The organism is Enterobacter sp. SM3, assembly GCF_009811935.2.
Classification (GTDB): Bacteria; Pseudomonadota; Gammaproteobacteria; order Enterobacterales; family Enterobacteriaceae; genus Enterobacter; species Enterobacter asburiae_D.
On the sequence record NZ_CP099971.1, the window covers coordinates 1,476,520 to 1,502,238 of the forward strand.

At 59.4% G+C, this 25,719-nt stretch carries 24 protein-coding genes; 11 read left to right on the forward strand and 13 right to left on the reverse strand.

Annotated features, from left to right (window positions below; genetic code table 11):
- Positions 1 to 50: 50 nt before the first annotated feature.
- Together GVO84_RS06845 and GVO84_RS06850 are read right to left on the reverse strand one after the other, a co-directional pair.
- Positions 51 to 2,483: a formate C-acetyltransferase/glycerol dehydratase family glycyl radical enzyme gene (locus GVO84_RS06845; protein ID WP_159513713.1), complete on the reverse strand. Its 2,433-nt coding sequence runs from the start codon at positions 2,481 to 2,483 to the stop codon at positions 51 to 53.
- A 4-nt stretch (positions 2,484 to 2,487) separates the two neighbouring features.
- Positions 2,488 to 3,387 (reverse strand): glycyl-radical enzyme activating protein, encoded by a 900-nt coding sequence (locus GVO84_RS06850; RefSeq protein WP_159513714.1) that lies wholly within the window; start codon positions 3,385 to 3,387, stop codon positions 2,488 to 2,490.
- Between the two features lie 128 nt (positions 3,388 to 3,515).
- Between GVO84_RS06850 and fsa the strand changes: the two genes are divergently transcribed.
- Positions 3,516 to 4,178: a fructose-6-phosphate aldolase gene (gene fsa, locus GVO84_RS06855; protein WP_023326972.1), complete on the forward strand. Its 663-nt coding sequence runs from the start codon at positions 3,516 to 3,518 to the stop codon at positions 4,176 to 4,178.
- A gap of 131 nt (positions 4,179 to 4,309) precedes the next feature.
- Here fsa and moeB read toward each other — a convergent pair whose 3' ends face one another.
- Positions 4,310 to 5,062 (reverse strand): molybdopterin-synthase adenylyltransferase MoeB, encoded by a 753-nt coding sequence (gene moeB / locus GVO84_RS06860; protein WP_159513715.1) that lies wholly within the window; start codon positions 5,060 to 5,062, stop codon positions 4,310 to 4,312.
- A 1-nt stretch (position 5,063) separates the two neighbouring features.
- Positions 5,064 to 6,296, reverse strand: a complete 1,233-nt coding sequence (gene moeA, locus GVO84_RS06865; RefSeq protein WP_159513716.1) for a molybdopterin molybdotransferase MoeA — start codon at positions 6,294 to 6,296, stop codon at positions 5,064 to 5,066.
- Between the two features lie 188 nt (positions 6,297 to 6,484).
- Between moeA and iaaA the strand changes: the two genes are divergently transcribed.
- The 5 genes from iaaA to gsiD are packed head-to-tail and all read left to right on the forward strand — an operon-like array spanning position 6,485 to position 12,707.
- Positions 6,485 to 7,423 carry a beta-aspartyl-peptidase gene (iaaA, locus tag GVO84_RS06870; RefSeq protein ID WP_159513717.1) on the forward strand — a complete coding sequence of 313 codons (939 nt, stop codon included), beginning with the start codon at positions 6,485 to 6,487 and terminating at the stop codon, positions 7,421 to 7,423.
- Between the two features lie 11 nt (positions 7,424 to 7,434).
- Positions 7,435 to 9,306, forward strand: coding sequence for a glutathione ABC transporter ATP-binding protein GsiA (gsiA, locus tag GVO84_RS06875; RefSeq protein ID WP_159513718.1), 1,872 nt, complete (start codon positions 7,435 to 7,437; stop codon positions 9,304 to 9,306).
- Positions 9,307 to 9,329: 23 nt separating this feature from the next.
- Positions 9,330 to 10,868, forward strand: a complete 1,539-nt coding sequence (gene gsiB, locus GVO84_RS06880; protein ID WP_159513719.1) for a glutathione ABC transporter substrate-binding protein GsiB — start codon at positions 9,330 to 9,332, stop codon at positions 10,866 to 10,868.
- Positions 10,869 to 10,873: 5 nt separating this feature from the next.
- Positions 10,874 to 11,794 carry a glutathione ABC transporter permease GsiC gene (gene gsiC, locus GVO84_RS06885; RefSeq protein ID WP_116343413.1) on the forward strand — a complete coding sequence of 307 codons (921 nt, stop codon included), beginning with the start codon at positions 10,874 to 10,876 and terminating at the stop codon, positions 11,792 to 11,794.
- A 1-nt stretch (position 11,795) separates the two neighbouring features.
- Positions 11,796 to 12,707 (forward strand): glutathione ABC transporter permease GsiD, encoded by a 912-nt coding sequence (gene gsiD, locus GVO84_RS06890; RefSeq protein ID WP_126795030.1) that lies wholly within the window; start codon positions 11,796 to 11,798, stop codon positions 12,705 to 12,707.
- Positions 12,708 to 12,815: 108 nt separating this feature from the next.
- On the opposite strand, the gene rimO is transcribed toward gsiD, so the two are convergent.
- Positions 12,816 to 14,141 carry a 30S ribosomal protein S12 methylthiotransferase RimO gene (gene rimO / locus GVO84_RS06895; protein ID WP_121425683.1) on the reverse strand — a complete coding sequence of 442 codons (1,326 nt, stop codon included), beginning with the start codon at positions 14,139 to 14,141 and terminating at the stop codon, positions 12,816 to 12,818.
- 216 nt (positions 14,142 to 14,357) lie between these two features.
- On the opposite strand from rimO, the gene bssR reads away from it, so the two are divergent.
- Entirely contained in the window at positions 14,358 to 14,741 is a 384-nt protein-coding gene (gene bssR, locus GVO84_RS06900) for a biofilm formation regulator BssR (protein ID WP_159513720.1), read from the forward strand.
- 107 nt (positions 14,742 to 14,848) lie between these two features.
- The gene (locus GVO84_RS06905; RefSeq protein ID WP_159513721.1) at positions 14,849 to 15,967 is read left to right on the forward strand and encodes a PQQ-dependent sugar dehydrogenase; all 1,119 of its coding nucleotides are present in this window, start codon (positions 14,849 to 14,851) and stop codon (positions 15,965 to 15,967) included.
- On the opposite strand, the gene GVO84_RS06910 is transcribed toward GVO84_RS06905, so the two are convergent.
- Positions 15,968 to 16,594: a glutathione S-transferase family protein gene (locus GVO84_RS06910; protein WP_121425685.1), complete on the reverse strand. Its 627-nt coding sequence runs from the start codon at positions 16,592 to 16,594 to the stop codon at positions 15,968 to 15,970.
- Between the two features lie 240 nt (positions 16,595 to 16,834).
- Between GVO84_RS06910 and dacC the strand changes: the two genes are divergently transcribed.
- The gene (gene dacC / locus GVO84_RS06915; RefSeq protein ID WP_159513722.1) at positions 16,835 to 18,040 is read left to right on the forward strand and encodes a serine-type D-Ala-D-Ala carboxypeptidase; all 1,206 of its coding nucleotides are present in this window, start codon (positions 16,835 to 16,837) and stop codon (positions 18,038 to 18,040) included.
- 67 nt (positions 18,041 to 18,107) lie between these two features.
- On the opposite strand, the gene deoR is transcribed toward dacC, so the two are convergent.
- From deoR to GVO84_RS06930, 3 genes are all read right to left on the reverse strand, one after another.
- Positions 18,108 to 18,866, reverse strand: a complete 759-nt coding sequence (deoR, locus tag GVO84_RS06920) for a DNA-binding transcriptional repressor DeoR (RefSeq protein WP_159513723.1) — start codon at positions 18,864 to 18,866, stop codon at positions 18,108 to 18,110.
- Between the two features lie 68 nt (positions 18,867 to 18,934).
- A complete protein-coding gene (ybjG, locus tag GVO84_RS06925) occupies positions 18,935 to 19,543 on the reverse strand; it encodes an undecaprenyl-diphosphate phosphatase (protein WP_159513724.1) in 609 nt (202 codons plus the stop codon).
- A 7-nt stretch (positions 19,544 to 19,550) separates the two neighbouring features.
- On the reverse strand, positions 19,551 to 20,279 hold the full coding sequence (locus GVO84_RS06930) for a phosphatase PAP2 family protein (protein ID WP_159513725.1): 729 nt from the start codon (positions 20,277 to 20,279) through the stop codon (positions 19,551 to 19,553).
- Positions 20,280 to 20,447: 168 nt separating this feature from the next.
- Between GVO84_RS06930 and GVO84_RS06935 the strand changes: the two genes are divergently transcribed.
- Positions 20,448 to 21,680 (forward strand): MFS transporter, encoded by a 1,233-nt coding sequence (locus GVO84_RS06935; protein WP_159513726.1) that lies wholly within the window; start codon positions 20,448 to 20,450, stop codon positions 21,678 to 21,680.
- Positions 21,681 to 21,747: 67 nt separating this feature from the next.
- On the opposite strand, the gene GVO84_RS06940 is transcribed toward GVO84_RS06935, so the two are convergent.
- Positions 21,748 to 22,560, reverse strand: a complete 813-nt coding sequence (locus GVO84_RS06940; protein WP_121425689.1) for a Cof-type HAD-IIB family hydrolase — start codon at positions 22,558 to 22,560, stop codon at positions 21,748 to 21,750.
- Positions 22,550 to 23,764, reverse strand: coding sequence for an MFS transporter (locus GVO84_RS06945; RefSeq protein ID WP_159513727.1), 1,215 nt, complete (start codon positions 23,762 to 23,764; stop codon positions 22,550 to 22,552). Before GVO84_RS06945 ends, GVO84_RS06940 begins: the two co-directional genes overlap by 11 nt.
- An 81-nt stretch (positions 23,765 to 23,845) precedes the next feature.
- Here GVO84_RS06945 and GVO84_RS06950 point away from each other — a divergent pair, with 81 nt between their 5' ends.
- A complete protein-coding gene (locus GVO84_RS06950; protein WP_047061468.1) occupies positions 23,846 to 24,397 on the forward strand; it encodes a TetR/AcrR family transcriptional regulator in 552 nt (183 codons plus the stop codon).
- On the opposite strand, the gene GVO84_RS06955 is transcribed toward GVO84_RS06950, so the two are convergent.
- Positions 24,394 to 25,164 carry an SDR family NAD(P)-dependent oxidoreductase gene (locus GVO84_RS06955; protein ID WP_159513728.1) on the reverse strand — a complete coding sequence of 257 codons (771 nt, stop codon included), beginning with the start codon at positions 25,162 to 25,164 and terminating at the stop codon, positions 24,394 to 24,396. The genes GVO84_RS06950 and GVO84_RS06955 overlap by 4 nt on opposite strands.
- A 118-nt stretch (positions 25,165 to 25,282) precedes the next feature.
- Positions 25,283 to 25,714, reverse strand: coding sequence for a glutaredoxin-dependent arsenate reductase (arsC, locus tag GVO84_RS06960; RefSeq protein WP_159513729.1), 432 nt, complete (start codon positions 25,712 to 25,714; stop codon positions 25,283 to 25,285).
- Positions 25,715 to 25,719: the final 5 nt, after the last annotated feature.

A 25,719-nucleotide genomic window follows, 5' to 3' on the forward strand; every position in this document is an offset into this window, starting at 1 on the left:
TACGGGGAGACAATGTAGGCCCGGTAAGCGAAGCGCCACCGGGCGTTTTTTTACAGCGTATGCTCAGTACGCGCAATAATATCGTCCTGCGCATCCGGCGACAGGGCAGTGAAGAACGCCGAGTAGCCCGCCACGCGCACCACCAGGTCACGATACTGGTCAGGATGTTTCTTCGCTTCCAGCAGCGTTTCGCGCGAGACGATGTTGTACTGAATATGCCAGCCTTTATGCACCTCGAAGAAGGTGCGCAGCAGCACCATCAGCTTCTGGCGATCGCTGTCGTTTTCCAGCGTTGACGGGTTCAGCTTCTGGTTCAGCAGCACGCCGCCGAGAATCGCCTCGGTAGGCAGTTTACCCACCGAGCCAATGACCGCCGTCGGGCCGAGGTGGTCCGTACCGGAAGCCGGGCTTGCCCCTTCCGCCAGCGGGGTATGCGCCTTACGTCCGTCCGGGGTGGCCATTGTCGCTGCGCCAAACGGCACGTTTGCGGAAATGGAAGAGGTGCCCGCGTAGTAGTTACCGCCAATCGGGCCGCGGCCATGGCGCGGGTTGTGGTACTGCTTCAGCTCTTCGATGTAGGTCTGATAGGCGCGCGTCAGCAGCATATCCACGCTGTCGTCATCGTTGCCGTACTTCGGCGCGCCGTTGATCAGGCGCTGGCGCAGCTGCTCGTGGGTCAGCCCCTCGAAGTCATCCGCCAGCGCGGCCGCCAGCTGCTGCTGACCGATAGTGCCCTGTTCGAACACCAGCTTTTTCACCGCCGCCAGGCTGTTGCCGAGGTTGGCGATACCCACCTGCAGACCGGAGACCCAGTCATACTTCGCGCCGCCCTGCTTGATGCTTTTCGCACGTTCGATGCAGTCGTCCACCAGCGCCGAGCAGAGAATATCGTGGACGTTCTCTTCCAGCATGGTATCCACCACGTACTCAATCTCGATGGATTTGCGGGTGTAGTAGCGGATCTGGCTGTCCCACGCCGCCATCACCTCGTCGAAGTTGTCGAAGTTACCGGCAGAGAGCGCTTTTTCCTGCGGCAGGAATACCTTGCCGCTGGTGGCGTCGCGCCCGCCTTCCAGCGCCGCCAGCATCACGCGGGCGAAGTTGATGAAGCTCATGCCGGTGCAGCGATAGCCCCACTTGCCTCCCACCGCGGTTTCGATACAGCCGATGGCCGCGTAGTCGTAGGCATCGTCGCGCTCAACGCCGAGCTTGATGAATTCCGGAATGACGATTTCATCGTTGTTGAATGCGGGCATGCCGAAGCCGCAGCGGATCACCTGCACGCAGGCGTCGAGGAAGTCGTTGCTCATGCCCGCGTGGTAGCGCACGCTCAGGTTCGGCTGGGTGGAGCGCAGGCGACCGCACGATTCCAGAATCGCGTAGGAGAGCGGGTTCACCGCGTCCATTGGCTCACCGTTGACCAGCTTCTGGCCGCCGATGGTGACGTTCTGGTACAGCGGGCTACCGGCGGAAGCCTTGGAGTGAGAGCCGGAGCGGATCTTGTTCACTTCCAGCAGCTTCAGCCAGCAGCTGTGCAGCAGCTCGATGGCGTGCTCGCGGTCGAGGCTCTGGTTCAGCTCCACGTCGCGGCGGTAGTACGGATAGAGATACTGGTCCATACGGGCAAAGGAGACGGAGTGGCCGTTGGACTCAATCTGCAGGATCAGCTGAATGAAGTAGCACAGCTGCAGCGCCTGCCAGAAGGTTTTTGGCGGCTCGTGAGCAATCACGTCGCAGTTTTCCGCCATCGCCAGCAGCTCGTCGCGGCGGCTTTCGCGGGTCTCGGTAGACGCCATTTCACGCGCCAGGTCGGCAAAGCGTTTGATGTGCAGGCTCACCGCTTCCAGCACGATATCAATCGCCTTGAGGAACTGGTCGCCGTGCAGGTCTTCCAGCACCGTCAGGTTGATGCGCGAGCGGCGCTCGGCCACTTTGGCGCGCAGGCCGTCGAGGCCTTTCTCCAGCACCAGCGGGAAGTTCACCGCCAGGTGCGCGTCGCCGGAGGTCATGTTGCCCTCGGCTTTGATAATGCCGGTTTCCAGCAGGCCTTTCTGCTCGTCGGTGAACATGCCGTAGCAGCGATCCTGCACCGTCTGGCCGCGCCACCACGGGCAGATCTCATGCAGCACGCGCTTGTTCTCTTCGCTCACCGCAAAGCCCGCGCCCGGGCGGTCCGCCAGATCGTCGATCTCTTTCTCAATCCAGGAGACGGTGTATTCCGGGAAAATCGGCGCGGCGCGCACTTCGCTTGCCTGGTTACCGATAATCAGCTCATCGTGTTTGATCCAGATGGTGCGTTCAGCCAGGTGATGCGCCAGCGCCAGGGCGCGGCGTACCGGAATCGGCTTGTCCATGTGCTGCTGGTACATTTCGGTGTAATGCTGTGCGCGCTCGGTACAGACCGGCGGCTTAACGATATGCACCAGGGCCGTTTTGTGCGCTTTAATGCGCTCGCTGAGGGTGTTGAGATTCAGGGTTGTCATAGGTTTATCCTCGTAAGGTCGCGGTTAACCCTTTCTGGCAGGCGTACTGCTGCGCGAAGTCCAGCAGGGCAGGGTTATCCAGCGGTTTGTCAGGGGCAGAGTAGGGTTGGCCGAGCAGGGTGTATTTGTTTATGCCCAGCGTGTGATACGGCAGAAAATGAATATCCTCGACGCCAAGCTCGTCGGCGGCGAAGTTGGTAATGGCGGTGATGGACGCTTCATCGGCGTTAAAGCCCTGGATCAGCGGCACGCGGATGGTGATTTTTTTCCCGGCCGCGGCAAGGCGTTTCAGGTTATCCAGGATCCGCTTGGCCGAACCGTCCGTCCACTGTTTGAACACGTCACCGTCGACGTGCTTCAGGTCGGCGAGGAACAGATCGACGTAGGGTAATGACGGCTCGATATAGTGCCACGGCACGTGAAGGCAGGTTTCCACGGCGGTGTGGATCCCCTGTTCGTGGCTGGCTTTAAACAGGGCGTGCGCCAGCTCAGGGTTCATAAACGGCTCGCCGCCGGAGAGGGTGATCCCGCCGCCGCTGCGGTCGTAGAAGGGTTTATCGCGCAGTACGGTCGCCATGATCTCCTCCACCTGCTGTTCTTCACCGCAGACGGTCAGCGCCTGCGTCGGGCAGCAGTCGGTAAGGGCGTTGAGCGTGGCGTCATCAAGCTTCTCACGATGAATGACCAGCCCGTTCAGCGCGCGTTCGATACAGCCCGGTGCCGCCTGCTGGCACAGATCGCAGCCGTCCAGGCACAGGCGCGCATCAAACAGCACGTCCCGGCTGCGGGAGCGGCTTTCCGGGTTCTGGCACCAGCGACAGCCCAGCGAGCAGCCTTTCAGGAACACCACGGTTCGAATACCGGGGCCGTCGTGGGTAGAGTAACGCTGAATATTGAAGATCATGATTTTGCCTCTCATGTTGCATATGAAGATTAAATGACTTTCGAATGAAAGTTATCTTGATGCAGGTCAACTACTGAGCAGGTTTTGTCGTGATAGGGTAAGTGCAGGCTAATTTTGAGGGCGACATCTTGGAACTTTATCTCGACACATCTGACGTTGCGGCAGTTAAAAAGCTGGCGCGTATCTTCCCGCTGGCGGGCGTGACCACTAACCCAAGCATTGTGGCGGCAGGTAAAACGCCGCTGGACGAGCTGCTGCCAGCGCTGCACGACGCGCTGGGCGGCAAAGGCCGTCTGTTCGCCCAGGTGATGGCGACCACCGCCGAAGGGATGGTGGAGGACGCGCGTAAGCTGCGCGCCATCATTAACGATCTGGTGGTGAAAGTACCGGTGACCGCAGAAGGGCTGGCGGCAATCAAGATGCTGAAAGCCGAAGGGATCCCGACGCTGGGCACGGCGGTGTACGGCGCCGCGCAGGGGATGCTGTCCGCGCTGGCAGGGGCGGAGTATGTCGCGCCTTACGTTAACCGCGTGGATGCGCAGGGCGGGGACGGGATCCAGACCGTGGTTGAACTGCAGCAGCTGCTGACGCTGCACGCCCCGCAGTCAAAGGTGCTGGCCGCGAGCTTTAAAACGCCGCGTCAGGCGCTGGACTGCCTGCTGGCAGGGTGCGAGTCCATCACGCTGCCGCTGGACGTGGCGCAGCAGTTTATTACTTCACCCGCCGTGGATGCGGCGATTGTGAAGTTTGAGCAGGACTGGCAGGGGGCGTTTGGACGGACGTCGATCTAATGCTGTTGCCGGGTGGCGCTCACGCTTACCCAGCCTACGTTCGCATCGCTGTTGCCGGGTGGCGCTGGCGCTTACCCGGCCTACGTTCGAGCCGTTGTAGGTCGGGTAAGGCGGAGCCGCCACCCGACTTTTTATTTGCTACAAACCTCACACCCCGGGTTACGCATCAGCTTCATCTCGCGGAACTGGCAGGTCATCGCGTCATACATCACGATTTTCCCCGCGGCAGGCGTGCCGTAGTGCGCCAGGACTTTGATCGCTTCCATCGCCTGCAGGGAGCCAATCACGCCGACCAGCGGCGCCATCACGCCCGCCTCAACGCAGGTTAGCGCGTTCTCGCCGAACAGGCGGCTCAGGCAGCGGTAGCAGGGTTCACCCTCAGCGTAGGTAAAAACAGTGATTTGCCCCTCCATGCGGATCGCCGCGCCGGAGACCAGCGGGATTTTGTGGGCAAAACAGCCTGCGTTCAGCTGGTTACGGACGGTGACGTTATCGGTGCAGTCGAGCACCAGGTCATGCTGCGCAATCTGCGCCGACAGCGCGTCGTCATCCAGCATCTCGCCAATCAGGGTGAACTGAACGTTGGGGTTGATGCGCGTCAGCGCCGTGCGGGCAGAGTCCACTTTCGGCTGGCCAACCGTCGCGTCGCTGTGCAGCGTCTGACGCTGCAGGTTGGACACCGATACGGTATCGAAATCCAGCAGCGTCATCCTGCCCACGCCCGCCGCCGCAAGATACTGCGCGGCGGCGCAGCCCAGACCGCCGAGCCCGACAACCAGCACGCTGGCCGCCTTGAGCGCTTCCTGGCCTTCGAAGTCAAACCCGCGCAGCACAATCTGGCGGTTGTAGCGCATCATCTCCGGGTCGCTCAGCTCCACCGTCATGTCAGCCTCCGAACAGGTGGTTAAAACGCTCTACCTCAACCCACTCGCCTGCTTCCACGTTGCCGCGCTCGCGCTCCAGCACGATAAAGCAGTTGCCCTGGCTGAAGGAGCTGAAAATGTGCGAGCCCTGATGACCGGTGGTGCTCACTTCGAGCTCACCGTCCGCGTTGCGCGCCAGAATACCGCGCTGGAAATCGAGACGGCCCGGTGATTTTTTCAGGCGCGTGGCGGCGCGCACGCGCTGGCGTTCAGGCAGCGGGCTGGCGCTGTTGCCGGAAAGCTTCGCCAGCAGCGGGATTGCCAGCTGGTAGAAGGTGAGTGCCGCCGAGACCGGATTACCCGGCAGGCCACAGAACCAGCTGTGTTGAAGCTTGCCAAACGCGAACGGTTTGCCCGGCTTGATGGCCAGCTTCCAGAAGGCGATTTCGCCCAGCTCTTCAAGGATGGTTTTGGTGTAATCCGCTTCGCCCACGGAGACGCCGCCGGAGCTGATGACCACGTCGGCTGCGTTATCCGCCTCGATAAACGCGGCGCGCAGTTTTTCCGGATCGTCAGGAATGATGCCGAGGTTAATCACCTCGCAGCCCAGCTGCTCCAGCATCAGGTGTACCGCCAGACGGTTGGTATCGTAAATCTGGCCCTCCTGCAGCGGCTGGCCCGGAAGCTGCAGCTCGTCACCGGTGGAGAAAACGGCGACGCGCACCTTACGGATAACGTCGATTTCAGCAACGCCAAGCGACGCCAGCACCGGCAGTTCACCTACCGTCAGCTTCTGTCCCGCGGCAAAGACCGTTGCGCCAAGCCTGATATCTTCACCCGTGCGGCGGATGTTCTGGCCCGCTTTAACGTTCGCGGTAAAACGCACGCCGTCGTCGGTCTGTTCGGTCTCTTCCTGCATCACCACGGCGTCGCAACCGGACGGAACGGGCGCGCCGGTCATGATGCGCACGCAGGTGCCCGCAGGCCACTCACCGCTAAATGGCTGACCCGCAAAGGCTTTACCTGCCACCGGCAGGGCGTAACCCGTCTGGAGATCCGCCAGGCGCACCGCGTAACCGTCCATCGCGGAATTATCAAACCCCGGCACGTTAAGCGGAGAGACGATATCGCGCGCGGCGATACGGCCAAAACAGCGCACGAGGGGCAGCGTCTCAACGTCATGCAGCGGGGAAACTCGGTCAAGCATCTGCGTGAGTGCCGTCTCAAGCGGCATCAGTCCGGCGGTAAAATCCATGGTGGGCTCCTGCGGAGTAACAACGAAAGCGCTCATTATGGCAGAAAAGTGCGGCTAACTGTATGACCCGATGGGTGTACGCTTTACATCACAGTTACGTCTTTCTATATTCAAAAATCATCTGAAGTTTCATCGACGATAATGATATTTATAGAAAAAGCCGCAAATCAGGCTAACGGGTGATGCGAATGGTTAATGCGGTAATCGCAATTCATGGTGGCGCCGGGGCAATCACCCGAGCACAGCTCAGTCCCGAGCAGGAAAAGCGCTATATCGACGCGCTGTACGCCATTGTGGAAACGGGCCAGAAAATGCTGGAAGCGGGCGAAAGCGCGCTGGATGTGGTCACCGAGGCGGTGCGCCTGCTGGAAGAGTGTCCGTTATTTAATGCGGGGATCGGTTCGGTCTTTACCCGGGATGAAACGCACGAGCTGGATGCCTGCGTGATGGACGGCGTCACCCTGAAAGCGGGCGCCGTGGCGGGCGTGAGTCATCTGCGCAATCCGGTGCTGGCCGCGCGTCTGGTGATGGAGGCGAGTCCGCACGTGCTGCTGACGGGGGCCGGGGCAGAGGCGTTTGCCTTCGAGCACGGGATGGAACCGGTAGCGCCGGATCTGTTTTCCACGGAGGAGCGCTATCAGCAGCTGCTGGAAGCCCGTTCGGCGGGCATGATGCAGCTTGACCACAGTGCGCCGCTGGATGAAACCACCAAAATGGGCACGGTCGGCGCGGTGGCGCTGGATAAGGCCGGAAACCTCGCGGCGGCGACGTCAACGGGCGGGATGACCAACAAGCTGCCCGGGCGCGTCGGCGATAGCCCGCTGCCGGGCGCTGGCTGCTATGCCAATAACGCGACGGCGGCGGTGTCGTGTACCGGAACCGGAGAAGTGTTTATCCGCGCCCTCGCGGCCTACGACATCACCGCGCTGATGGATTACGGCGGTCTAAGCCTCAGCGAAGCCTGCGAGCGCGTGGTGATGGAGAAACTGCCTGCGCTTGGCGGCGTCGGCGGGCTCATTGCGGTGGATCGCGAGGGCAACGTGGCGTTGCCGTTCAACAGCGAAGGCATGTATCGCGCCTGGGGTTATGCCGGTGATGAACCGAGCACGGGCATCTATCGTGAATAAGGGGGCAGCGCGTGCCGCACAGTGAAGAACTGGACAACCGCGAAGTGCTGGCTGTCCATCAGCTCAATATTGCGTTTCAGGAAGAGCGGCAGTTCATCCCCGCAGTACAGAATTTATCGTTCACGCTCAGGCGCGGCGAGACGCTGGCGATTGTTGGCGAGTCCGGCTCCGGTAAATCGGTCACCGCGCTGGCGCTGATGCGCCTGCTGGAGCAGACGGGCGGGCAAATCAGCAGCGAGAAAATGCTCCTGCGCCGCCGCAACCGTCAGGTTATTGATTTAAATGAGCTAAGCGGTTCGCAGATGCAGGGCGTGCGCGGGGCGGATATTGCGATGATCTTCCAGGAGCCGATGACCTCCCTGAACCCGGTTTTCCCGGTCGGGGAACAAATCGCCGAGTCCATCCGCCTGCATCAGGGGCTGAGCGGCGATGAAGCGCTCAACGAGGCCCGACGGATGCTGGAGCTGGTGCGCATTCCGGAGGCGCAGGCCATTCTGGGTCGCTACCCGCATCAGCTTTCCGGCGGCATGCGCCAGCGGGTGATGATTGCCATGGCGCTCTCCTGCCGTCCGGCGGTGCTGATTGCCGATGAACCGACGACGGCGCTGGACGTGACGATTCAGGCGCAGATCCTGCAGCTCATCAAAGTGCTGCAGCAGGAGATGGAGATGGGGGTGATTTTCATCACCCACGATATGGGCGTGGTCGCCGATATCGCCGATCGCGTGCTGGTCATGCATAAGGGCAACGCGGTGGAAACCGGCCCGGTCGAGCAGATTTTTCACGCGCCCGTCCATCCCTATACCAAAGCGCTGCTGGCGGCGGTCCCGCGCCTGGGGGGGATGAACGGCAGCGATTTGCCGCGCCGCTTCCCCCTGATTTCTCTCGATGCGGCGGGGCAGGACGAAGATGAGCGCGAGCAGGACACCGTGGTGCCGGGTAAGCCCATTCTGGAAGTGCGCGATCTGGTCACCCGTTTTCCGCTGCGCAGCGGCGTGTTGAACCGCGTGAAGCGCGAAGTGCATGCGGTGGAAAACGTCAGCTTCGACCTCTGGCCGGGCGAAACGCTGGCGCTGGTGGGGGAGTCCGGCTGCGGTAAATCCACCACCGGGCGCGCGTTGCTCCGTCTGGTGGAATCACAGGAAGGCAGCATTACCTTTAACGGCGAGCGCATTGATACCCTTCCGGACAGCAGGCTGCAGGCGGTGCGGCGAGATATTCAGTTTATTTTCCAGGATCCGTATGCCTCCCTCGATCCGCGCCATACGGTGGGCTATTCGATCATGGAGCCGCTACGGGTACATAACCTGCTCGACGGCGAAGCGGCACAGCGTCGCGTCGCGTGGCTGCTGGAGCGTGTCGGCCTGAAGCCGGAGCACGCCTGGCGTTATCCGCACGAGTTTTCAGGCGGACAGCGGCAGCGTATCTGCATCGCCCGCGCGCTGGCGCTAAACCCGAAAGTGGTGATTGCCGATGAGTCCGTCTCGGCGCTGGATGTCTCTATCCGGGCGCAGATCATTAACTTATTGCTGGATTTACAGCGGGATATGGGGATCGCCTTCCTGTTTATCTCGCACGATATGGCCGTGGTCGAGCGCATCAGCCATCGCGTGGCGGTGATGTTTATGGGGCAAATCGTGGAGATTGGGCCGCGAAGGGCGGTGTTTGAGAACCCTCAGCACCCGTATACCCGCAAGCTTATCGCGGCGGTCCCGGTTGCCGATCCCGCGCACCGTCACGGCCAGCGCGTGCTGCTGCAGGATGAAATGCCGAGCAATATTCGTAAACGCGGCGAGGCCGTGGAGCGCGTGACGCTGCGCGAGGTCGGTCCGGGTCATTTCGTCGCTCCCCCGCGTCAGGACAATGCGTTTTCGCGGTTATAACTTACAACAGGCAGGAGAACAGAATGGTTACTTTTGTAGCGCGTAGATGGTTGTTAGCCGCGAGCGTGACGGCAGCCCTGGCCGCTGCCCCCGCGTTCGCTGCCAAAGATGTGGTGGTTGCCGTCGGCTCGAATTTCACCACGCTCGATCCGTATGACGCCAACGACACGCTCTCTCAGGCGGTGGCGAAATCGTTCTATCAGGGCCTTTTCGGCCTGGATAAAGAGATGAAGCTCAAAAACGTGCTGGCGGAGGGGTACACCGTGTCCGACGACGGATTGGTGTATACCATCAAGCTCAGGACCGGCGTGAAGTTCCAGGATGGGACAGATTTCAACGCGGAGGCGGTGAAGGTTAACCTTGACCGCGCCAGCAATCCGGAAAATAGCCTCAAGCGCTATAACCTGTATAAAAATATCGCCAGCACCGAGGTGGTCGACCCGGCGACGGTAAAAATCACCCTGAAAGAGCCGTTCTCCGCGTTTATCAATATTCTGGCGCATCCGGCAACGGCGATGATTTCCCCTGCCGCGCTGAAGAAATACGGCAAGGAGATCGGCTTCCACCCTGTTGGCACCGGCCCTTACGAACTGCTCACCTGGAACCAGACCGATTTTGTGAAGGTGAAGAAATTCGCTGGATACTGGCAGCAGGGGCTGCCGAAGCTCGATACCATTACCTGGCGCCCGGTGGTGGACAACAACACCCGCGCGGCGATGCTGCAAACCGGCGAGGCGCAGTTTGCCTTCCCGATCCCGTACGAGCAGGCCGCCATTTTGCAGAAAAACAGCAAGCTGGAGCTGGTCGCCAGCCCGTCGATCATGCAGCGCTACATCAGCATGAACGTCACGCAAAAGCCGTTCGATAACCCGAAGGTGCGTGAGGCCATCAACTACGCCATTAACCGTCAGGCGCTGGTGAAGGTTGCCTTTGCGGGCTATGCCACCCCGGCGACCGGCGTGCTGCCGCCGGCTATCGCCTATGCGCGAAGCTATCAGCCGTGGCCGTACGATCCGGCCAAAGCGCGCGAGTTGTTGAAAGAGGCGGGCTTCCCGAACGGTTTCAGCACCACGCTGTGGTCGTCGCATAATCACAGTACCGCCCAGAAGGTGCTGCAGTTTACCCAGCAGCAGCTGGCGCAGGTCGGCATCAAGGCGCAGGTGACCGCGATGGATGCCGGACAGCGTGCGGCAGAAGTGGAGGGGAAAGGGCAGAAAGAGAGCGGCGTGCGGATGTTCTATACCGGCTGGACGGCCTCGACCGGTGAAGCCGACTGGGCGCTGTCGCCGCTGTTCGCCTCGCAGAACTGGCCGCCAACCCTGTTCAACACCGCGTTTTACAGCAATCCGCAGGTGGACAAAGACCTGGCCGATGCCCTGAAAACCACCAAACCGGAAGAGAAGGCACGCCTCTACAAAGACGCGCAGGACATTATCTGGAAAGAGTCACCGTGGGTGCCGCTGGTGGTGGAGAAACTGGTGTCAGCCCATAACAAAGCGTTGACCGGGTTCTACATCATGCCGGACACGGGCTTTAGCTTTGACGATGCGGATTTAAAATAAACCTCATGCTGAATTATGTTTGTAAACGCCTGCTGGGGCTTATTCCGACGCTGCTGATTGTGGCGGTCCTGGTGTTTCTGTTTGTCCATATGCTGCCGGGCGATCCGGCGCGTCTGGTTGCCGGGCCTGAAGCGGATGCCACCGTCATTGACCTGGTGCGTAAGCAGCTTGGCCTCGACCAGCCGCTGTATATGCAGTTCATCCATTACATCTGCAACGTTCTTCAGGGCGATTTTGGTATCTCGATGGTGTCGCGCCGTCCGGTGTCGGAGGAGATTGCCAGCCGCTTTATGCCCACGTTCTGGTTAACGATTGCCAGCATGAGCTGGGCGGTGGTGTTTGGGCTTGGCGCCGGGATTGTCGCGGCCGTCTGGCGCAACCGCTGGCCGGACAAGCTCGGCATGGCGCTGGCGGTGACCGGCATCTCCTTCCCGGCGTTCGCGCTGGGGATGCTGCTGATGCAGATCTTCTCCGTCGAACTGGGCTGGCTGCCGACCGTCGGGGCCGATACCTGGAAGCATTACATCCTACCTTCCATGACGCTGGGCGCTGCCGTGTCGGCGGTAATGGCCCGCTTTACCCGCGCCTCGTTCGTTGACGTGCTGAGCGAAGACTACATCCGCACCGCGCGGGCGAAAGGGGTCAGCGAGAAGTGGGTCATTCTCAAGCACGGGTTTCGCAATGCGATGATCCCGGTGGTGACGATGATGGGGCTGCAGTTTGGCTTCCTGCTCGGCGGCTCTATCGTCGTGGAAAAGGTCTTCAACTGGCCGGGGCTGGGACGTCTGCTGGTCGATTCCGTCGAGATGCGCGACTACCCGGTGATTCAGGCGGAAGTCCTGCTTTTCTCGCTGGAGTTTATTCTTATCAACTTAGTGGTGGACGTGCTCTACGCCGCCATTAACCCGGCCATCAGGTACAAGTAAGATGCGATTGTTGAACTGGCGACGTCAGGCCGTTTTAAACGCGATGCCGGGGCTCAAACCGGACCATATCCGCACCCCTTGGTCTGAATTCTGGCGGCGTTTTCGCCGCCAGCCGGTCGCGATGACCGCGGGGCTGTTTGTGCTGCTGCTTATTGCGGTGGCGGTGATTGCGCCGTGGGTGGCGCCGTTTGATGCGGAAAACTATTTTGACTACGACCGTCTGAACGACGGACCGTCGATGCTGCACTGGTTCGGCGTGGACTCCCTCGGGCGCGATATCTTTAGCCGCGTGCTGGTGGGGGCGCAGATCTCGCTTGCCGCCGGGGTGTTTGCGGTGCTGATCGGCGCGGCCATCGGTACCGTGCTGGGTCTCGTTGCCGGGTATTACGAAGGCTGGTGGGATCGCATCATCATGCGTATCTGCGACGTGCTGTTTGCTTTCCCCGGCATTTTGCTGGCGATTGCCGTGGTGGCGATCATGGGCAGCGGCATGGCGAACGTCATCATTGCGGTCGCGGTCTTTTCGATACCGGCTTTTGCCCGTCTGGTACGCGGGAACACGCTGGTGCTGAAACAGCAGACCTTTATCGAATCGGCCCGCAGCATGGGGGCCAGCGACGCCACGATCCTGTTCAGCCATATTCTGCCGGGTACGGTGTCGTCCATCGTGGTCTATTTCACCATGCGTATCGGCGTGTCGATTATCTCGGCGGCCAGCCTGTCGTTTCTGGGGTTAGGCGCGCAGCCTCCAACGCCGGAGTGGGGCGCGATGCTGAACGAGGCGAGGGCGGATATGGTGATTGCACCGCACGTGGCGATCTTCCCGAGCCTGGCGATTTTTCTGACCGTGCTGGCGTTTAACCTGCTGGGTGACGGGCTGCGCGACGCGCTGGATCCGAGGATTAAGGGGTAGGTTTATTGCCCCTCACCCTAACCCTCTCCCCGGAGGGGAGAGGGGACTGCTCGGTGCGGTTTTCCCCCTCGCCCCTTTGGGGAGAGGGCCGGGGTGAGGGGAATGTAATTAAACCCGGCTACCCCACAGGTCATACTCGTCCGCGTTTTCAACCTTCACGCGAATAATATCACCCGGCTTAACGCTGGTTTCGCCGTTCAGGTACACCGCGCCGTCGATTTCAGGTGCGTCCGCCATGCTGCGGCCAATCGCGCCTTCTTCGTCCACCTCGTCAATGATAACCATGATCTCACGGCCCACTTTCTCCTGCAGACGCTCAGCAGAGATCTGCTGCTGCAGCTGCATGAAGCGGTTCCAGCGCTCTTCTTTCACCTCTTCCGGCACCTGGTCCGCCAGCTCGTTGGCGGTTGCGCCTTCTACCGGGCTGTACTTGAAGCAACCTACGCGGTCCAGACGCGCTTCTTTCAGGAAGTCGAGCAGCATCTGGAAGTCTTCTTCGGTTTCACCCGGGAAGCCGACGATGAAGGTGGATCGCAGGGTCAGATCCGGACAGATCTCGCGCCACTGCTTGATGCGCGCCAGCTGGCGGTCAACGGAGCCAGGACGCTTCATCAGCTTCAGGATACGCGGGCTGGCGTGCTGCAGCGGGATATCCAGGTACGGCAGAATTTTGCCTTCCGCCATCAGCGGGATCACGTCGTCAACGTGCGGGTACGGGTAGACGTAGTGCAGACGCGTCCAGATACCGAGCTTGGACAGCTGCTCGCACAGGCCCACCATGCTGGTTTTCACCGGCTCGCCGTTGTGGAAACCGGAGCGGTGTTTGACGTCCACGCCGTAAGCTGAGGTGTCCTGGGAGATGACCAGCAGCTCCTTCACGCCCGCGTCAGCCAGACGTTTCGCTTCCGCCAGCACTTCGCCAATCGGACGGCTCACCAGATCGCCACGCATGGACGGGATGATGCAGAAGGTGCAGCGATGGTTGCAGCCTTCGGAAATTTTTAAGTAAGCGTAGTGGCGTGGCGTCAGCTTCACGCCCTGTTCCGGCACCAGGCTCAGGAACGGGTTGTGCTTTGGTTTTGGCACGTAGTGATGAACATGTTCCAGCACCTGCTCGTAGCTGTGCGGACCGGTGATCTCCAGCACCTTCGGGTGCACTTCGCGGATTTGGTCCACTTTGGCGCCCAGGCAGCCGGTGACAATCACTTTGCCGTTTTCCGTCAGGGCTTCACCGATGGCTTCCAGGGACTCCTGAACCGCGCTGTCGATAAACCCGCAGGTGTTAACGATCACCATATCGGCGTTGTCGTAGCTTGGCACCACGTCATAGCCCTCGGTGCGCAGTTCGGTCAGGATGCGTTCTGAATCCACCAGGTTTTTCGGGCAGCCCAGGGAGACGAAGCCGATTTTCGGCTGGTGCGTAACATTGCTCATAGGTTAAAAATTCATCAATTATGGAGTTATCAGGGCGGGATTTTACAGCGTATCGCGGGGGATTTATACACTCTTTGCAAGGCGGATGCGCCGGGCAGACGTTGTAACATTGTAAATAATGTTAATCAGTTAATAAAAATTGATCCCAGGCATTAAACTGTACAAAAAATGTACTTATCCTGATTATGCACAATGGCTGACAGAGGAGGAAAGAGCATGACCGTTGACAGACTAAAACGCGATCTGCTTAACAAGCTGATCAACGCCCGAATCGACCTGGCCGCGTACCTGCAGTTGAGGAAGGCAAAAGGGTATATGTCAGTCAGCGAAAGCGAACATCTGCGTGATAACCTGTTTGAACTTTGCAATTTCATGCGTGAAAAAGCACCGACCCTGAAGGCGAAATACGGCGAAAGTGAGCTGGTCGCCCTGCGCCGCGCCGCTGAGGTGCTCTCCATCGCTGGGGTATGTTTGATGAATGGACGCCACGACTGCCCGAATTTTATCGCTGTTAACGCGGAGAAGCTTGAAAACTGCCTGACCACGCTCTCTCTATGCATCATGTGCCTGAACGAGCACGAGAAGCTTGAACAGCACTGAGCCCAGGGGGAGGCAACTCCCCCTTCTGATTAAGCTTTTGTAAAAGTGGTAACGCGCCCGGATGCAGTGGCTAACCTTTAAGCCATATGCCGATAAAGGAGCGCGTTATGCCTCGATCCTCTCTAATTTTCCTGCCTGCGTTTTTCATTCCGTTTTCGCTTCTTGCCGCGCCAGAGACGGTCAAGGTTGAGGTGCTGCAAAATAAACTCGATCACCCCTGGTCCCTGGCGTTTCTGCCGGACAATAAAGGCCTATTGGTGACCCTGAAGGACGGCCAGCTCAAACGCTGGCAGGCCGGAAAAGGGCTATCCGATCCGATTGTCGGCGTGCCGAAGGTCTGGGCAAACGGTCAGGGAGGATTGCTGGACGTGGTCCTGGCCCCGGATTTTGAAAAATCGCGCCGCATCTGGCTGAGCTTCGCCGAAGCAGGGAGTGACGGCAAAGCCGGAACGGCGGTGGGCTATGGCCGATTGAGCGACGATCTGACGCGGATTGAAGCCTTCCAGGTGGTGTTCCGCCAGATGCCGAAACTCTCCACCGGAAACCATTTTGGTGGGCGACTGGTGTTCGACGGCAAAGGCTCGCTCTTTATCGGACTCGGCGAGAACAACCAGCGTCCGACGGCGCAGGATCTGGATAAATTGCAGGGTAAAGTGGTGCGCCTCACCGAAGACGGGAAAGTGCCGCCGGATAACCCCTTTGTGAATACCCCCGGCGCGCGACCCGAAATCTGGTCCTACGGTATTCGCAATCCGCAGGGGATGGCGATGAATCCCTGGAGCGACACGCTGTGGCTAAACGAGCACGGCCCGCGCGGCGGGGATGAGATCAACATCCCGGAGAAAGGAAAGAACTACGGCTGGCCGCTGGCGACGCACGGCATTAACTACAGCGGTCTGAAAATTCCAGAAGCCAAAGGCGAGCATGTTGAGGGAACCGAAAAACCGCTGTTCGTCTGGAAAGTGTCACCTGCGGTGAGCGGCATGGCGTTCTACAACAGCGACGTTTTCCCGCAGTGGAAAAACAAGCTGTTTATCGGGGCGCTGAAGGAAAAGGACGTTATTGTGCTGAGCGTGGAGGGTAATAAGGTGACGGAAGTCGGGCGAATCCTGGGCGATCGGAATCAACGTATTCGCGATGTGCGGGTGGGGCCGGACGGCTATTTATATGTGCTGACCGACGAGACGGACGGGCAGCTGTTAAAAGTCAGCCCGTCCGGTGCGTAATCAGGTGACCGGGATCATCACCACGTTGCGGTAGGCCGGGCGATCGCTCAGCTGTTTTAGCCAGCGCTCAAGGTGAGGGCGCGGCGTCCACTTCAGGCCCATATTGGTCAGGTTCCAGACGAACGGCGCCACGGCAATATCGCCTGTACCGAAGGCCTCACCGGAGAACCAGGCGTGCTTCGCCAGCTCATCATCCATCATCGCAAACAGGTTTTCGCACGCATCCTGCGCGGCATGAATGGCCGGATAGTCGCGCTCGGCTTCCGGCGTACGGATAAGCCCCATCAGGATCACGCGGTGGGTGGGTGAAAGCGTCTGGTTCGCCCAGTCCATCCACTTTTCGCCCTGAGCGCGCCGGGCCGGGCTTTCTACCCACAGGCGGCCCTGACCGTACTGGGCGGCGAGGTAACGCACAATGGTGTTGGATTCCCAAAGCGTCGCGTCTGTTTCATCATCGCGCAGCAGCGGCACCAGCCCGTTCGGGTTCATGGCCAGATAGTCGGCCTCTTTGTTCACGCCGAACGACATGCCAGCCATGATTTGATTGAACGGTAAATCCAGCTCCTCGAGCGTCCAGAGCACTTTCTTAACGTTGGTCGAGTTGTTCCTGCCCCAAAGCGTAATCATATTTACTCCTGATGAGATGTGAATCCGGGTCAGCTTTCGCCATGGTGAGATAAACCTAACAATTACGCAACAGAAGACAAAAAAATCGTCTGAATCAAAGCGTATCTGAATGTTATTGCATAAACTTTAATAACTTTACCCTCGTTGGGTTTCTTTAACCGTTTTAGTGCGCTATTACTCATCGCTTCTTGCGACACGGTGATGTGACGTAATTTTTGAATGGACACTCGGGTGGCATTTATGACGCGTAAAATGACTTCTCTGCGCAGCCTTGCGACAGGCTCTGCGCTCCTTTTCCTGTTTGCACCAACTCTCTATGCAGCTGAACAGGCTGCGCCCGAAGCGCCGCCTGTGGATGCGCGCGCCTGGATCCTGATGGATTATTCCAGCGGTAAAGTGCTGGCGGAAGGGAATGCGGATGAGAAACTCGATCCGGCAAGCCTGACCAAAATCATGACCAGCTACGTGGTAGGCCAGGCGCTAAAAGCGGGCAAGATCAAGCTGGACGATATGGTCACCATTGGGAAGGATGCCTGGGCCACCGGCAACCCGGCGCTGCGCGGGTCTTCCGTGATGTTCCTGAAGCCAGGGGATCAGGTCTCCGTTTCCGATCTGAACAAAGGGGTAATTATTCAGTCGGGAAATGATGCGTGCATCGCGCTGGCCGATTACGTTGCCGGCAGTCAGGATTCTTTCATTGGCTTGATGAATGGCTATGCGCAGAAGTTGGGCTTAACCAACACCACGTTCAAAACGGTTCACGGTCTGGATTCGCCGGGACAGTTCAGTACCGCGCGCGACATGGCGCTGCTGGGGAAAGCGCTGATCCACGACGTGCCGGATGAATACGCCATCCATAAAGAGAAAGAGTTTACCTTCAATAAAATCCGCCAGCCGAACCGCAACCGCCTGCTGTGGAGCAGCAACGTTAACGTGGACGGAATGAAAACCGGCACCACGGCGGGCGCAGGCTATAACCTGGTGGCCTCCGCGACCCAGGGCGACATGCGCCTGATTTCGGTGGTGCTGGGGACCAAAACCGACCGTATTCGCTTTAACGAATCAGAAAAACTCCTGACCTGGGGCTTCCGCTTCTATGAAACCGTGACGCCGATTAAACCGGATGCCACCTTCGTCAGCCAGCGCGTCTGGTTCGGTGACAAGAGCGAAGTGAATCTGGGCGCTGGTGAGGCCGGTTCCGTGACCATTCCGCGCGGTCAGCTGAAAAACCTGAAGGCCAGCTTTACCCTGACCGACCCGCAGCTCACGGCGCCGCTGAAAAAAGGCCAGGTGGTCGGGACGATTGATTTCCAGCTAAACGGTAAGTCGATTGAACAGCGTCCGCTGATTGTGATGGAGGCGGTGGAAGAGGGCGGCTTCTTCAGTCGGATGTGGGATTTCGTGATGATGAAATTCCACGGGTGGTTTGGCAGCTGGTTTAGCTAAACCTTATGGTTTTTCTCCCTCTCCCTGTGGGAGAGGGCCGGGGTGAGGGCATCAGGCCGCACCCCTCTTAATACATCAACTTCACCTGCTGCGCCTTCGCATGGACCACGATCTCGTCGTCCGGGCGGCAGTCGCTGACGATGGCGTCAAACTGCGCCAGCTCGCCCATTCTCGCAGAACGCACCTTACCAAACTTGCTGTGATCGACCACCAGCACATGATACTGCGCCGCGCTTAACGCCCAGTGTTTCACCGGCAGCTCTTCCAGGTTAAAGCAGGTCGCGCCCTGACGCACGTTGACGCCTGCGGCGGAATAAAACGCGATATCCGGGCATAAATTGCTGAGCGTGTCCTGCAGGTTAAGCGGCTTAAAGATGGCGTTACTGGCGTGAAACTCACCGCCGCAGAGGATCACCCGGCACTCGGGTTTCTCCTGAAGCGCCAGAAAGGTGTTCAGGGAGTAGCACACGGCGGTGAAAGGGATGCTGCTGTCGATGGCTTCGATAATCCACGGCGTGGTCGTTCCGCAGTCAAAAAACAGCGTCTGGTGTGGCTGTACCAGTGAGGCCGCAAGCCGGGCGGCTTTGCGTTTCTCTTCCACCAGGCGCGTCTTCTGGTCGCTGATCAGATAATGGCTGGCGCTACGCGGCTCAAGCACAATATACCCACCCAGCAGCACGACGGGGGCGCTTTCGCTGTTCAGATCCCGACGAATGGTCATCTCTGAGACGCCGAGGAGGTTGGCGGCTTCCTTAAGATGCAGCTTATCGCTGCGCTTCAGCGCCTGTAGCAGCTGAGCAATGCGGTCATCGCGACGTGTTTCCATAGTCCCTCGGGATAAAAAAAGTGAACCCCCGCAGGGCGGGGGTTCAAGTGTAACCTGTCAGGTTGGGGTTAGTCACGTATCCAGCCTTTGCGGATCGGGATAGCGAAAATGGCGCGATAGAGTGAAGACAGCGTGCGGTAGAGCGCTTCACCGAAGAGACTCCACAGGATAGCCGCGCTCACGCAGCCAATCAGCCCGACCAGGAAACCGCCCACCATATCCAGCGGCCAGTGAACGCCCAGGTAAACGCGAGACCAGGCGATTGCCAGGGCCGCCACCATCAGGACCGCACCGGACCACAGGCGATGCCAGAACAGGAAAGCCAGCGCGAAGGTGAAGATCACCGTACCGTGATCGCTCGGGAACGAATCATCCGGCGCGTGGTGCAGGAAGGTATAGCCGACATGATCGACAAAAGGACGATCGTGCGGGAAGGCGTGACCCAGAATGTAGCTCAGCAGTACGCTTACCCCGAGTGCCATCGCCACTTTAATCACCAGCTGGCGCTGCGCCTTCACCTGGCTGCGGGGCCCCCACAGCCAGAGAATCGCAGCCAGTACAGGCACGATACTGATCAGATCTTTTGCCAGGAAGGTGGCAAAATCGATCGACCACTCAGGCGAGGCTGGCGTGGCGTTGATCAGATAAAACAGCTGATAATTCAGATTCTCTAACATAGCGTTATCACTCTTTAGCAAACCGGGTGGAAACAAGTCCGTAGACCACCACCTGGGAAAACCAGACCCACCACCCGGCCCACAGGTTGTGAGAGAAAAAATGCGCCCCGCGCATGACCTGGCCGTAGCCCATCGCCAGACCTAACACCACGCCCAGCGCGACGAAGCACCAGGCGAGACGCGGACGCTCGCGCCAGAAGGCAAAAAACAGCCCCATCACCATAAAGCCGCTGGAGGCGTGACCGCCGGGGAAACAGCGCCCCGGACCGCTGTCGGCAGGGACGGCGCTGAACAGGGGATAAGACACAGCCTTACCGCCATATTCCACCAGATCCCACGGGCAGCTGTGATGGCTCACGCTTTTCAGCACGCCCACCACCAGCGCGCCAACGCCCATCAGCAGCGCCGCCGTGACCAGCCTTGCGTTACGCTTGTAGGCGCCGTAAAACAGCGCCACGGCGCCTAAGGCGATGGCAATGTACTTCGCCAGACGGTGGTTCAGCAGATCCAGCAGATGATCTTTCTGCAGCGGGAAGCTCTGCGTTGCCGCGTCATACCAAAAACCGGTGATCCATCTGTCGAGCGCTTCATTGCGCGATAGCCACGTGAAAAGCACGGCAAGGGCGATCAGTACGAAAAGCTGATAACCATAAAAGCGGCCCGGCAAGCGGTAAAGTCGTTTTGTCTTATTTGTCTGTAAGTTAGACAATTCTGAACGGCTGGAAGTGAGTGCCATAATTTGGGGTCGTTGACGAGTAATGGGGGTATCATAAATCTGTCAAATTAAGGAAACCTTAAACGAAGACGATATGTGCTTTATTTCTGTTTACCCTCGATAAATCACTATCTCGGGCTGCGGCATTTCATTAAACTCGTCGCGATTTTGTCATTATTAAGAGATTGCATGTTAAACCGTTCTTCTTCTGGTTCACGTCTGGGTCGTCAGGCGTTGCTTTTCCCCCTGTGTCTGGTGCTCTACGAATTTTCTACCTATATCGGCAACGATATGATCCAGCCCGGTATGCTGACCGTTGTGGCGCAGTACAACGCGGGAATTGAGTGGGTACCGACCTCCATGACCGCCTATCTGGCCGGCGGCATGTTTTTGCAGTGGCTGTTAGGGCCGCTGTCGGATCGTATTGGCCGCCGTCCGGTGATGCTGACGGGCGTGGTGTGGTTCATCGTCACCTGTCTCGCCACGCTGCTGGCGCAAAACATTGAACAATTTACCCTGCTGCGCTTCCTGCAGGGGGTGAGCCTGTGCTTTATCGGCGCCGTGGGGTATGCCGCCATTCAGGAGTCGTTTGAAGAGGCGGTGTGTATCAAAATTACCGCGCTGATGGCGAACGTCGCGCTGATCGCCCCCTTACTCGGTCCGCTGGTGGGGGCCGCGTGGGTGCACGTTGCGCCGTGGGAAGGGATGTTTGTGCTCTTTGCGCTTCTCGCCGCCTTCGCGTTCTTTGGCCTGCACCGTGCGATGCCGGAAACGGCCACCCGCATCGGCGAGAAACTCTCGCTGAAAGAGCTGGGTCGGGATTACAAAGAGGTGCTGAAGAATGGCCGCTTTGTGGCGGGTGCGCTGGCGACCGGGTTCGTTAGCCTGCCGCTGCTGGCGTGGATCGCGCAGTCGCCGGTCATTATCATCAGCGGTGAAAAGCTCAGCAGCTACGAGTATGGCCTGCTGCAGGTGCCGATCTTTGGCGCGCTGATTATTGGGAACCTGGTGCTGGCACGTCTGACGTCACGCCGCACCGTGCGTTCACTGATTATCATGGGCGGCTGGCCGATTGCGGCAGGGCTGATTCTGGCGGCGGTGGCGACCGTCGCGTCATCCCACGCCTACCTGTGGATGACGGCGGGGCTGAGCCTCTATGCCTTCGGAATTGGCGTGGCTAACGCCGGGCTGGTGCGCCTGACGCTGTTTGCCAGCGAGATGAGTAAAGGCACGGTCTCAGCGGCGATGGGGATGCTGCAGATGCTGATTTTTACCGTCGGTATCGAAGTGAGCAAGCATGCCTACGCGATGGGCGGCAACGGGCTGTTCAGCCTGTTTAACCTCGCCAACGGCGTGCTGTGGGTTGGATTGATGGTGGTGTTCCTGAAAGACAAACGCGTCGGAAACGCCCTGCAACCATAATCTTTTTTCCCTCTCCCCTTTGGGGAGAGGGCCAGGGTGAGGGGCGAGGGCACCAGACCGCCCGCGGTCAATTAAACGGCGCCTCCCCGTTCAACACCTTCTCAATCACGTCTAAAACGCCTTCATCGTTATTGTGCGGCGCTTCAAAACGCGCCACCGCTTTAATATGCGGTCTGGCATTCGCCATCGCAAAGCTGAACCCGGACTGACGCAGCATCTCCACGTCGTTGCCGCTGTCGCCGAAGGCCACCACTTCGCTGTCGTCAATGCCCCAGCGCTTTTGCAGGATCCGCAGACCGTTGGCTTTATGCACGCCGGGGATGATCAGGTCGATACTGCCGTGACCGGTCGTGACGGGCACCATGATGTCGCTCAGCTTTTCATGCAGCAGCGCCTGAATCCGCGGAATTTCATCGTCAGACACGTTAAGCCCGAACTTGAAGAAAATATCGTTCAGGTTGTCAAAATCACTCACCATTTCGAGACGGTGATAGTACTTCGCCGCGATATCCTTAAAGCCCTCGTCATAGCATTTCAGCGTGTACGCGCTGCTCTTCCCGCAGGCGATGATCTCAATGCCCGGAACGTCGTTTAAGACGGTCGCGACGGTCTCGAAATGGGCTTTCGACAGTTCGCCGTTAAAGACATCCTCACCTTCGCTCACGACCCAGCCGCCGTTTTCGGCGACGAAGGCAATTTCATGCGCGATCTCCGGGAAAAACGAGATCAGCTGGTAGTACTGGTTGCCGCTGGCGACCACAAAGCGAATGCCTTGCGCCTTCATGCGGGCGTACTGCGCCAGAAAGCGCGGCCGATTATAGGTCTTGGCATCGCTCAGAAAAGTACCATCCATGTCGACGGCGATCAGTTTAACGCTCATATCCCTTCTCCAGTGTCGTTTGATTCGTTTCCGGCTTTGCCACCGCGCGCGCCACCAGCGCCGCGATGATGACCAACCCTAACACCACCAGCATGGCGCTGCGCAGCCCGTAGTGCTCGCCGAGGAAGCCGAGCAGCGGCGGCCCGACCAGGAAGGCGAGATAGCCCGTGGTTGCCACCACGCTGACGCGCGTCGGGGCATCCGGGCCGGTATCGCTGGCGGCTGAAATGGTCAGCGGGAAGCCGAGCGACGCGCCCAGTCCCCAGAGGATCACCGAGACCCCGGCAATCCAGTCGACGTCGACAAAGATGATCATCGCTATACCCAGGCCGCCCAGCAGGGCGCTGGCGCGCACCACCGCCACGCGGCTGTAGCGGTCGATAAACCATCCGCCGGTGAAGCGACCCACGGTCATCCCCAGCGTAAACCCGGCGTAAATCAGCGAGCCGGAGGTTGGGCTAAAGCCGTGACCGTCTACCATCAGCAGCGGCAGCCAGTCGTTGGCAGAACCTTCCGCGAATGCCATCGCCAGCACCACCACGCCGATCAGCATCAGCTGGAAATCGCGGTAGAAGGGCAGCCCTTTTTCGGCTGAGTGCTGTTCGTCAGCGGAGTTTTTGCCGGTACCGTCCGGGATGGCCCGGATGCCGGTCAGAATCGGAACGATACACACCAGCGCCGCCAGCAGGATATGCAGGTTCGCGCTCACGCCGGTGGCCGTCAGCGCCATCCCCACGCCCGCACCGGCCAGCGTGCCGAGGCTGTAAAAACCGTGCATCATCGGCAGCACGGTTTTGTTCATCTCACGTTCGACCGCCGCCCCTTCAACGTTGATGGCAACTTCAGCCGAACCGAAGCTGCCGCCGAATACCGTCAGGCCCAGGGCGAACAGCACCGGCGAGGCAAACCACAGCGCCACGCTCAGTATCCCCATCCCGAACACGGCAAAGCACATGGTGGTGCGGATCACCGCCCGAGTACCGAAGCGCTTAACCAGCCACGCGGAGCAGAGAATGCCGCTCATGGAGCCTATCGACAGGCCGAACAGCACGATGCCCATCTCGGCGGTAGAAACGGACAAAATATCGCGAATGGCGGGGGTGCGCGTGGCCCAGGAGGCCATCAGCAGGCCGGGAATAAAGAAGAACATAAACAGCGCCCACAGGCGTCGCTGCAGGGCTTTACGGGGAGAGGTCAGCGTCATTGGGGTAGCACCAGAAGTACAACAATAGCGACAACACTAGCAAGTTTGTGTACATTTGTACACAAACCACGTGAGGAATTTATGAGCAGACCACCGAACGATCCGCATCGACGGGAGAAGATCCTGCAGGCAACGCTCGATACCATCGCTGAACACGGTATTCACGCCGTCACGCACCGTAAAATCGCCACCTGTGCGGGCGTGCCTCTGGGGTCGATGACCTACTATTTCGACGGCATGGAGCCGCTGCTGGAGGAGGCCTTCACGTGGTTTACCCGGCAGATGTCGCAGCAGTACCGGGATTTCTTTGCCGGCGTCACCGGGCCGGAAATGGCGTGCGAATCTATCACCACGCTGATCCACAGCTCGCAGGTGACCACGCCGCACAACATGGCGCTGATGTATCAGCTCTACGCCTTTATGCACCGCAGCGCGGCGCTGAAAACGGTGATGCAGGACTGGATGAAGATGAGCCAGACCACGCTGGAGCAGTGGTTCGACCCGGTCACCACCCGCGCGCTGGACGCGTTTATCGAAGGGATGACGCTGCACTATGTCACAGACCGGGCGCCGTTAACCCGCGAAGAGATCCGGGCGATGGTGGGCAGGATTGCGGGCGAGAGCGGCCGCTAGGTTGCGCCCTCTGTCATATTGACCGTGGTTCCCGTGATAGCGCCTGCCGCATCTGAGGCCAGAAACGTAATCGTGTCTGCCACCTGTGCCAGCGTCGGCAGGCGATGCGTCAGGGGACTTTGCGCGGCACCGCCGAGAAACTGCTCAACCGTGATCCCCATCGCCTGCGCCTTGGCGGCGAAAATGGTCCCCACATACGAACCCGCCTGCACCGCGTCGGCTATCGCGTGCGAACGCACGCACAGCACGCGAATATTGTGTGTCCCCAGCTCAGCTGCAAGCGCCCGGGTCAAGGCCTCCGTTCCCGCGCAGCCGACGATATGCCCGAGGTGGCCCGCCATTGTCATGTTGGCGGCGGGGGCGACGACGGTAATTATGGTCCCGCCATGCTCTCCGCCCATGCGGGGCGACGCTGCTTTTGCAATGTTAAAGTACGCGGCCAGGAAGGGGTCGAAACCCTGCCTGAACTCGCCGAGCGTTAACGCCTCAAGGCGTTTACCCTGATCGTGCATAAAGCCCGTGGCGTTGACGACGACATCAATGCGGGCAAGGTCCGGAAGCTGCGAGGAGTCATTGAGCGCATCGAACATAAACGTGCTGGCAGACCCTCCGGCGGCGCGAATACGGCTGGCGACCTGCTCCAGCCTGGCGTGGTCACGCGCGGCGAGGTACACATCCGCCCCTTCACGCGCCAGAGCGTGCGCCGCTGAACTGCCGATGGCGCCGCTGCCGCCGAAGATGACGGCGGTTTTGTTTGTAAAGCCCATACCTGCATACCCTCACCAGGATCAACCCTCAAAAGTATGTGCCGGGTTTCGGCTGATGCAACCTGTCCGGCGGGTGGGGGATGCGGCTGGCAGGCCTTACTGCGCCATTATCAACGGGTTACTTTGGCGAGATTTTTTTCCCGCTGGCGTCCACCACGGCTTCGCCATCCTCTTTCGTAAACGCCCCTTTCTGCACATCGGGCAGGATGTCGAGAACGACTTCAGAAGGGCGACACAGGCGGGTGCCCAGCGCCGTCACCACGATCGGACGGTTAATCAGGATCGGGTGTTGCAGCATAAAATCGATAAGCTGGTCGTCGGTGAAGTTATCGTCGGCAAGGCCGAGCTGTTCATAGGGCTCCACGTTTTTACGCAGCAGGTCCCGCACCGAAATGCCCATATCGGCAATCAGGGTGGTCAGCTTATCGCGCGACGGCGGGGTTTCCAGATAAAGGATAATCTCTGGCTCCGTGCCGCTGTTGCGGATCATCTCCAGCGTGTTGCGCGAGGTTCCGCAGGCCGGGTTGTGATAAATGGTGATGTGGCTCATATCAG

Excerpts from the sequence above, each read along its gene's own strand:
- GVO84_RS06845 (WP_159513713.1), bottom strand. The coding sequence starts at position 2,483 with ATGACAACCCTGAATCTCAACACCCTCAGCGAGCGCATTAAAGCGCAC.
- GVO84_RS06850 (WP_159513714.1), bottom strand. The coding sequence starts at position 3,387 with ATGATCTTCAATATTCAGCGTTACTCTACCCACGACGGCCCCGGTATT.
- moeB (WP_159513715.1), bottom strand. The coding sequence starts at position 5,062 with ATGACGGTGGAGCTGAGCGACCCGGAGATGATGCGCTACAACCGCCAG.
- moeA (WP_159513716.1), bottom strand. The coding sequence starts at position 6,296 with ATGGATTTTACCGCCGGACTGATGCCGCTTGAGACGGCACTCACGCAG.
- iaaA (WP_159513717.1), top strand. The coding sequence starts at position 6,485 with ATGGTTAATGCGGTAATCGCAATTCATGGTGGCGCCGGGGCAATCACC.
- gsiB (WP_159513719.1), top strand. The coding sequence starts at position 9,330 with ATGGTTACTTTTGTAGCGCGTAGATGGTTGTTAGCCGCGAGCGTGACG.
- gsiC (WP_116343413.1), top strand. The coding sequence starts at position 10,874 with ATGCTGAATTATGTTTGTAAACGCCTGCTGGGGCTTATTCCGACGCTG.
- gsiD (WP_126795030.1), top strand. The coding sequence starts at position 11,796 with ATGCGATTGTTGAACTGGCGACGTCAGGCCGTTTTAAACGCGATGCCG.
- rimO (WP_121425683.1), bottom strand. The coding sequence starts at position 14,141 with ATGAGCAATGTTACGCACCAGCCGAAAATCGGCTTCGTCTCCCTGGGC.
- bssR (WP_159513720.1), top strand. The coding sequence starts at position 14,358 with ATGACCGTTGACAGACTAAAACGCGATCTGCTTAACAAGCTGATCAAC.
- GVO84_RS06905 (WP_159513721.1), top strand. The coding sequence starts at position 14,849 with ATGCCTCGATCCTCTCTAATTTTCCTGCCTGCGTTTTTCATTCCGTTT.
- GVO84_RS06910 (WP_121425685.1), bottom strand. The coding sequence starts at position 16,594 with ATGATTACGCTTTGGGGCAGGAACAACTCGACCAACGTTAAGAAAGTG.
- dacC (WP_159513722.1), top strand. The coding sequence starts at position 16,835 with ATGACGCGTAAAATGACTTCTCTGCGCAGCCTTGCGACAGGCTCTGCG.
- deoR (WP_159513723.1), bottom strand. The coding sequence starts at position 18,866 with ATGGAAACACGTCGCGATGACCGCATTGCTCAGCTGCTACAGGCGCTG.
- ybjG (WP_159513724.1), bottom strand. The coding sequence starts at position 19,543 with ATGTTAGAGAATCTGAATTATCAGCTGTTTTATCTGATCAACGCCACG.
- GVO84_RS06930 (WP_159513725.1), bottom strand. The coding sequence starts at position 20,279 with ATGGCACTCACTTCCAGCCGTTCAGAATTGTCTAACTTACAGACAAAT.
- GVO84_RS06935 (WP_159513726.1), top strand. The coding sequence starts at position 20,448 with ATGTTAAACCGTTCTTCTTCTGGTTCACGTCTGGGTCGTCAGGCGTTG.
- GVO84_RS06940 (WP_121425689.1), bottom strand. The coding sequence starts at position 22,560 with ATGAGCGTTAAACTGATCGCCGTCGACATGGATGGTACTTTTCTGAGC.
- GVO84_RS06945 (WP_159513727.1), bottom strand. The coding sequence starts at position 23,764 with ATGACGCTGACCTCTCCCCGTAAAGCCCTGCAGCGACGCCTGTGGGCG.
- GVO84_RS06950 (WP_047061468.1), top strand. The coding sequence starts at position 23,846 with ATGAGCAGACCACCGAACGATCCGCATCGACGGGAGAAGATCCTGCAG.
- GVO84_RS06955 (WP_159513728.1), bottom strand. The coding sequence starts at position 25,164 with ATGGGCTTTACAAACAAAACCGCCGTCATCTTCGGCGGCAGCGGCGCC.
- arsC (WP_159513729.1), bottom strand. The coding sequence starts at position 25,714 with ATGAGCCACATCACCATTTATCACAACCCGGCCTGCGGAACCTCGCGC.